The organism is Psittacicella gerlachiana, from assembly GCF_003585965.1.
GTDB lineage: Bacteria > Pseudomonadota > Gammaproteobacteria > Enterobacterales > Psittacicellaceae > Psittacicella > Psittacicella gerlachiana.
This window is the reverse complement of record NZ_NRJF01000205.1, coordinates 1-7,649: the sequence shown is the minus strand read 5'-3', so window position 1 is coordinate 7,649 and position 7,649 is coordinate 1. Positions and strand designations below refer to the sequence as shown.

The following is a 7,649-nucleotide window of genomic DNA, read 5'->3' as shown; positions in this document are numbered from 1 at the left end:
ATACTATATATAGTGAATAGGCTATAAGATTTTAAAGCTTGTTAGATGTGAAAAACTTGTGAATATGTAGCAAAAAAGGAATAAATCGGGTATAATAACGCCAGTTAATCACACTCTGAAGACTTATTCTCATGAGTGTCTACATTGGGGTAGATACACTTTTATCTTTCTTGTACTTGAGGATAGGTTTTTAGTCAATTAAATAAAGGTTTAATTATGTCTTCTAAAATTGTAAAAATTATTGGTAGAGAAATTATCGATTCACGTGGTAACCCAACTGTTGAAGCTGAAGTTCATTTAGCTGACGGTTCAGTAGGTTTAGCTGCTGCTCCATCAGGTGCTTCTACAGGTTCTCGTGAAGCTTTAGAATTACGTGATGGTGACAAAACTCGTTACTTAGGTAAAGGTGTTTTAAAAGCTGTTTCTAACGTAAACGATATTATCGCTCCAGCATTATTAGGTCTTGACGCTTTAAATCAAGCTGAAGTTGACCAAAAAATGTTAGATTTAGATGGCACTGACTTCAAAACTAACTTAGGTGCAAACGCAATCTTAGCAGTATCTTTAGCTAACGCAAAAGCAGCTGCAGCTAGCAAAAAACAACCTTTATATGCTCACATTGCTGAATTAAATGGTACTCCTGGAGTTTACTCTATGCCATTACCAATGATGAACATCTTAAATGGTGGTGAGCACGCTGATAACAACGTTGATATCCAAGAATTCATGATTCAACCAGTTGGTGCTAAAAACATTAAAGAAGCTTTACGTATGGGTGCAGAAGTATTCCACAACCTTGCTAAAGTATTAAAAGCTCGTGGCTTAAATACTGCTGTAGGTGATGAAGGTGGTTTCGCTCCTAACTTAGGTTCAAACGCTGAAGCTTTAGCATGTATTAAAGAAGCTGTAGAAAAAGCTGGTTACGAATTAGGTAAAGACATTACTTTAGCTATGGACTGTGCTTCTTCAGAGTTCTACAACAAAGAAAAAGGTACTTATGAATTAAAAGGTGAAGGTAAAGTATTTACTTCTCACGAATTCACTGACTACCTAGCTGAATTAACTCAAGAATACCCAATTATTTCTATTGAAGATGGTCAAGACGAGTCTGATTGGGCTGGTTGGGCTTACCAAACTGAAAAATTAGGTAACCGTATCCAATTAGTAGGTGATGACTTATTCGTTACTAACACAAGAATCTTAAAAGAAGGTATCGAAAAAGGTATTGCTAACTCAATCCTAATCAAATTCAACCAAATCGGTTCATTAACTGAAACTTTAGCTGCAATCCGTATGGCTAAAGAAGCTGGTTATACAGCAGTAATTTCACACCGTTCAGGTGAAACTGAAGATGCAACAATCGCTGACTTAGCTGTAGGTACTGCTGCTGGTCAAATCAAAACTGGTTCTATGAGCCGTTCTGACCGTGTTGCTAAATATAACCAATTAATCCGTATCGAAGAACAATTAGGTGAAAAAGCACCATTCTTAGGTCGTAAAGCAGTTAAAGGTCAATAATTCTAATTTAAATTAGGATTAGACTAATAAGAGGTCTAGAGATATAAGTCTCTAGACCTCTTTGCATGGGCAAAAATCTTTAGATAGTGTAAAAAAATATTAAGATTTTTCTAAAAAATGAGAGTAAAATAAATATTGTCAACTATCTAGATTAGGATAAGGAAATAATTTCATGGTACAAATTAAAGTTGTAAAAGCTCCAGTGCCTGAATATGCACAAGGAGTAAATCCAGTATTAACTCTAAATGAGCAGGAACAAAGTTATACTGTTTATGTCGGGAAAAAGAATGCTCAGGGTGAAGTAGAGAAGTTATCTGTAGATGAAAGAATCGATCTCTTTCAACGTTTAGGACGCACTTGTCGTCAGTCAAACTTTAAAGAGTTTACTTTGCCTGAAGAGTTTTGTTTACGTGCGACGCTAGCATTTGCTCAGGGCTTTTATGATCCTCGTTTTGATAAACGTGATGAAAAGAGCTTTACCATTCCTGAATCCGTACGTGCTGATTTTGAACGTGTAAATGGTCATATGACTTTTTTACGTGATCTAATTAATGAGCATGCTGAGAGTTTAACTCCAGAAAAATTAGCAGAAAAAGCTGTAGCTCGTCTTAAAGAATCTGCTACTAGTGTAGGTAAAGAAAGTGCTTTAACTGTAAACTTAACCAATTTTGATCAGTTATTAAGTCACGGCTTTGTTGGCGTACATACTGTAGGTAGAGGTTCGGTTAATAAGCCTTGTTTACTTGAGGTAGACTTTAATCCATCAGGTAATGCTGAAGAACCTGTAGTAGTAGCTTTAGTAGGGAAAGGAATTACTTTTGATACTGGTGGTTATTCACTTAAACCAAGTGATTCTATGAGTACGATGCGTTCGGATATGGGCGGAGCAGCTTTAATGACTGCAACTCTTGCATTAGCTATAGCTTCAGGTTTAGATAAGCGAGTAAAACTATTTTTAAGTTGTGCCGAAAACATGGTAAGCTCTAACGCTTTCCGTTTAGGAGATATTATTTCTTACCCTAATGGAGTAACAGCTTCCGTAGATAATACCGATGCAGAAGGTCGTTTAGTTTTAGCCGATGCTTTAATTTTAGCTTCAAGCTGTAATAATGGGGTGCGTCCTGAATTAATTATTGATGCAGCTACTTTAACCGGAGCGGCTAAAGTAGCGGTAGGAACTGATTATCATAGTTTATTAAGCTTTGATACAGAACTAGTAAATAAACTCCTTGCAACTGCCGAGCTAACTCGTGAGTTATTCTGGAGATTACCATTCGCTGAGTTCCATCGTCAACAAATTACTAGTCCTTATGCAACAATTAGTAATACTGGCTCAGTAGTGCAATCTGCTGGAGCTTCAACGGCAGCAGCATTTTTATCTTACTTTGTAACTGATTACCAAAAAGGTTGGTTACATATTGATGCTTCAAGTACTTTTAATCGCCGTGGAGGTGCAAATTTAGCATTTGGTGCTACTGGTAAAGGTCTACAAACTCTAGCGAAATTCCTTGTAGAATATAAATAGAACTTGAACTAAATTCTTATATATTAGAGAAAAAAGATCGTGGTTGACGATCTTTTTTCTCTTTTTGCTATAAGTTAAGGGTAAAATAAAGTATAATATAGACATTGATTTAAACGCAAAGCAACATCTTTGTTGTATAACATATAGTTTTATTAAAATAGATATTACCTATGCTAGGTAATATGGAAGATATGAATTTATGCTAATTTTAATTAGTCTAGTTATAATTTTAATCATAATCTTATCGCTTGTTGTTCTATATTTTAAGAAATTAAGACCAGTTAAAGACGAATTTAAAGGTTCAAGTTTGCAAGTTGTATATACTATGACGACCCAGCTTGCAGATCGTAGTTTTTTAGATTCTAGTTTTATTGAAATTTATACCAAAGCAATTACTAGTAGTTATAGTTTACCTGAATCAGTATTGACCGATCATATTGCTACCATTACAAGATGTATCAATGATCGTAATTTAGCTTATGCAATTATTCGTGAATCTTTAGGACAGGAGAGTTCAGAGAGTAAAGCAGATGTTTTAGCTCGTGCGATTAGTCTGACTACTCAAATTGAAGGCAAAACTAATATTTTTACTAAACAATTAAAAATTCCTGGTTCTAGAGCTTTACAAAACTACAAAGAAATGCTGGTGAGTCTTCATTTAACTAATGTTGATGTCAAGGAGGCATTACAAAGATTAAACTCGACAACCGCTAAAGATAAAGCTGTTACTGAGTAAGAGCAAGTTTTACTTGACGCACATATTTGTTATGTGCGTTTTCTTGTATATATTTTTGGTAAAAATTTATGTCTTATGAATTATTAGTCAGCTGGATGTTAATTATTATTGTTGGTAATGCCTTGCCTGGAGCTGACTTTTTCTGTATTACTTCCGTGAGTTTACGTTCTCGTAAGCTAGGACTTTTTTGTGCCGCAGGTTTGCAAACTGGAGTATTGTGTCATTCGTTAATTGCCTGTTTTGGGACAATTGCCATAGCTAAGTATAATCATACGGCATTTGAGGTAATTCAATTAATCGGTTCGGCTTATTTGCTTTATCTTGCCTATTTAATTTTATCTTCAGCTTATGCACGTAATACTGAGCTGAAACGTTTATATTTACAAGCTCAAACTACAGGGCAAGACCTAAAGCAAATAGATGAGGATTTAAAGATTCAAGCTGCTCAAAGTATGAGTACTTTTAAAGCTTACCGTACCGGATTTTTTGCCAATATTTTAAATCCTAAATGTTTTATTTTTATGGCAACGGTACTACCTCAGTTTGTAGATACTAATGCTAACTTGAGTATAGGCATGCAAATGTTTATCCTTTGCGTGGTAAATCTAATCTTGGGAATTATCCATTGGACAGTATTAACTTATTTAGTAAGTTATCTTGCCCAAAAATTTTCCTCAGCAAGTTTTAGAATTAAACTAGAAATGATTGGTGGGTATTGCCTATTAATGATAGGTTTAATTTTATTAGGAACTCTAGCTTGGCAATTTTATCAACAGTATTTTTAATTAAGGTTTGCTATTACCAATAAAGGTTGGAATTTATGAGTTACGATAGTTTAATTGCTTGGATAGTTATTTCGATAATTGCCGTAGCTTTACCTGGTCCTGACTTTGTTTATATTACTTCAGTTTCTTTAAAACGTCGTAGTTATGGGATTTTTGGAGGGATAGGAATTCAATTGGGTATTAGTTGGCATTTGCTGTTAACCTATTTAGGGGCAATTGCATTTTTTACTCGTTATCCCATAGTTTTTCGAGGGATTCAATTATTAGGAGCTTTATTTCTTATTTATTTAGCTCTAAATATTTTACGTGGAGCTTTAAGGGAGTTAAAGCATTTACGTAATTTAAAAAACAATGGTGAAAGTGCTGATCTTACAATGTATAACTTAAGTAAGCAGGAGCTAGTTTCTAATTTTGATTGCTTTAAAAAAGGAGCTTTAGTAAATCTTCTTAATCCTAAAGCTTTTATTTTTATTGTTAGTACCCTACCACAATTTCTCCATGCTCAGGGAAGCTTTAGTTTAGGTGAGCAGTTTTTAGTGTTAAGTGTAACCCATATTATTGTGGGTTTAATGTGGTGGATTTGCTTAGCTTTAATGGTAAATTACCTTGCTAATCGTTTTGCGACGCCGAGCTTTAGAGCGAAGTTAGAAATAGTTTCTGGAATTATTATCCTTGCTTTAGCTTTAGTATTATTAAGTAGAATCTTTGTAGTTCTCTATACTGGCGATACCAGTTTAGTTTAAGAGGCTAGAAGCATAAAGGTTATAGTAATAACTTAAAGAAATTGACTTTGGTTTTGATTCTTAAAAAATTTATTTAAGTAAATTTGATAATAAATCTATAAGTAAAGACCACAAGATTTCCCTTGTGGTCTTTACTTATGTCTAAGATTATTCATCGGCATTATTTTGTTGTAATAATGGACGTGAAGAACTACGAGTATAGATTTTAATATTATCTTGAGAAGTATAACTTATATAGGCTGTATGTAAAGAAACAAACATTAGAGCTATAGCAATACAACAAACTGCTCCTTGGATAAAAAGAGATTTAAAAGCACTAGCTCGTCCAAATAGCTTATTAAAGCCAAGATGCTTAATAAGCGTTACCAGTTGCACTGCAAAGATAAGTCCAATTCCCGTACCTACTGCCATCATCATCGTAGAAACTACTCCCCACCACCAAAGGTCTACGGCATAACCAAAGATTAATACTGCTAAGGCTCCTGAACAAGGGCGTAAGATAATCGAAGTTGCCATAATCAATCTATCTCTAAAACTATCAAGTTGATTAAATTTATCCCAATCCATATGGTTGCCACAATTACAATTATGGTCATGATGGTGTGCATGTACGCTACTTTGATGGTTACAGCTACTTCCTTGATGGTCACCTATATTCTCTTGATGATGGTGAGAGCAACAGGTGCTTTGGTTAGTTGAGGTAGCCGATACTTTATTCTTCACACTTGTACTTGAGGGGTGATGACAGCAACTAGTTGATGAGCTTGGCTCATTAGTTTTAGTTTGAGGCTTTTGCTGAGAAGCTTGCTGTTCAGGTAGTGAGGTTGATCTATCACTAATAAAAGACTTATGGTCATTAGATAAAGTGGTCTGAGTTTGCTCTTCTTTTTCTGCGGAAATGGTTTGATGAGCAAGCTTCTCTGCTCGTATGAGCTTAATGATTTTATAAGAGCGGTATAAACTACGGCAAAGCCAAAATAAAGCTAATAAGCCAATGAGGACACCACTAATCACTCCTAAATGATCATTGAGTTTAAATAAATAGGTGACTGAATTGCCAAATAAGTAAAGTACACTTGCTCCAATAACTACCGCAGTTACTCCTTGTAATAAAGAAATAGTTAAACCTAGAGCAACTAATTTTATAAATTTAGGGTTAGTAGCTAAGGAGTAAGAAGCGAGAACAAATTTACCATGTCCAGGACCTATGGCATGGAGGATTCCATATAGAAAACTCAAACCAACTAATGTAGGGCCAGCCCATGGAGAAGTTTGAGCTTTGAGAATTAGTTGAGCGAGGTAATTATTAAAATTACCGAGAGTTCGCATAATATTGATGTAAAGATAATCAAAACCAACTAATAGTAAAGCTAAAATTGTGCTTAAAGCTATTAAAGCGAGAATATTTTTTTTCATAGGTGGTTAAGGAGTATAAGGGCATCCTAGATAAACAGTTTGGGTAAAGTATTGACCTATATCAGGATCATTAGGGGTTGCATCTATAGGTAGAGAATTTGCATAGTCTACAAGCGAGGCATCTGGAGAAGCTATTTCTAAACCAGCTTCACAAGTTGGAATTGTGTTTGGATTTGAGAAGGTTATTGATTTATAAGAGGTATAACTCATATCAATAAAATAAGAAGGATCATAAGTTTGTAACATAATATAGTCCTTGTCACTTAAGATCACCGGTTGAGCAAAAGGAGCAAAGTAAATTACTTCTACACGTTTATGCTCATTTACTTTGATATCTACCATACTAATGGCATGAGCAAATTTAAGGTCTTGAGCTTTTTTTTCATCTAAGCCATTGAGTTTAGCTTTAGTAAAGAAATTATATTCGACAAAATTAGTGGCGATTTCTGCCCAAAAATCATCAGCTCCTCTTTTTACTTCGGCAAGAATTGGAGCAGAAGAAAGAGCATCTAGTTCCATGGTAAATAGTAAACCATAGATTGCGGTATGGTTCGGCTCTAATTTTAACTGTGGATAAACTACTCTGTCTCCATAATCACGAGAGTTGATTTTGAGATTTGCTGGGTTCTCATTAACCGCAACTAAACGTAATTGAGTCCAAGCATGAGGGTGAGCAACAACTAAACTAAGACTAAAAAAATAGATCCAAAAAGTAAAAAGTATTTTCTTCATAAACGGGAGGAGCAATTGTAAAGTACTTATATTATAAAGTTTAAAAAACTATAACAAAGGAAAAAGTATTGATCTTTTTTACTTTAGAAAAAATAGTTTTTTGCTTGAGTTAAACTTGGTCGTGTATAGGTTATTTTATCAAAAAATCTGAGCTATACTAAAGAATATTAACGCTAAACTAGCGGATTTATGAT

General features: G+C 34.5%; 7 protein-coding genes. 5 read left to right on the top strand and 2 right to left on the bottom strand.

Translation table 11 applies throughout. The features are described from left to right. The first annotated feature begins 216 nt into the window (after positions 1-216). From eno to CKF59_RS06600, 5 genes are all read left to right on the top strand, one after another. Positions 217-1,518, top strand: a complete 1,302-nt coding sequence (gene eno, locus CKF59_RS06620; RefSeq protein ID WP_119535158.1) for a phosphopyruvate hydratase — start codon at positions 217-219, stop codon at positions 1,516-1,518. A gap of 172 nt (positions 1,519-1,690) precedes the next feature. Continuing rightward, a complete protein-coding gene (gene pepB, locus CKF59_RS06615; protein WP_119535157.1) occupies positions 1,691-3,043 on the top strand; it encodes an aminopeptidase PepB in 1,353 nt (450 codons plus the stop codon). Between the two features lie 325 nt (positions 3,044-3,368). After that, positions 3,369-3,779, top strand: a complete 411-nt coding sequence (locus CKF59_RS06610) for a hypothetical protein (RefSeq protein ID WP_147397140.1) — start codon at positions 3,369-3,371, stop codon at positions 3,777-3,779. Between the two features lie 68 nt (positions 3,780-3,847). Beyond that, a complete protein-coding gene (locus CKF59_RS06605; RefSeq protein WP_119535155.1) occupies positions 3,848-4,564 on the top strand; it encodes a LysE family translocator in 717 nt (238 codons plus the stop codon). 35 nt (positions 4,565-4,599) lie between these two features. Then, the gene (locus CKF59_RS06600; protein ID WP_119535154.1) at positions 4,600-5,307 is read left to right on the top strand and encodes a LysE family translocator; all 708 of its coding nucleotides are present in this window, start codon (positions 4,600-4,602) and stop codon (positions 5,305-5,307) included. A 147-nt stretch (positions 5,308-5,454) separates the two neighbouring features. Here the strand turns inward: CKF59_RS06600 and CKF59_RS06595 are convergent, their stop codons facing one another. Next, positions 5,455-6,723: a nickel/cobalt transporter gene (locus tag CKF59_RS06595; protein WP_119535153.1), complete on the bottom strand. Its 1,269-nt coding sequence runs from the start codon at positions 6,721-6,723 to the stop codon at positions 5,455-5,457. A 6-nt stretch (positions 6,724-6,729) separates the two neighbouring features. Then, entirely contained in the window at positions 6,730-7,455 is a 726-nt protein-coding gene (locus tag CKF59_RS06590) for a DUF1007 family protein (RefSeq protein ID WP_119535152.1), read from the bottom strand. Between the last annotated feature and the right edge of the window lie 194 nt (positions 7,456-7,649).

Coding starts and splice junctions, on each gene's coding strand:
- CKF59_RS06610 (WP_147397140.1), top strand. CDS start 3,369: ATGACGACCCAGCTTGCAGATCGTAGTTTTTTAGATTCTAGTTTTATT.
- CKF59_RS06595 (WP_119535153.1), bottom strand. CDS start 6,723: ATGAAAAAAAATATTCTCGCTTTAATAGCTTTAAGCACAATTTTAGCT.
- CKF59_RS06590 (WP_119535152.1), bottom strand. CDS start 7,455: ATGAAGAAAATACTTTTTACTTTTTGGATCTATTTTTTTAGTCTTAGT.
- CKF59_RS06600 (WP_119535154.1), top strand. CDS start 4,600: ATGAGTTACGATAGTTTAATTGCTTGGATAGTTATTTCGATAATTGCC.
- eno (WP_119535158.1), top strand. CDS start 217: ATGTCTTCTAAAATTGTAAAAATTATTGGTAGAGAAATTATCGATTCA.
- CKF59_RS06605 (WP_119535155.1), top strand. CDS start 3,848: ATGTCTTATGAATTATTAGTCAGCTGGATGTTAATTATTATTGTTGGT.
- pepB (WP_119535157.1), top strand. CDS start 1,691: ATGGTACAAATTAAAGTTGTAAAAGCTCCAGTGCCTGAATATGCACAA.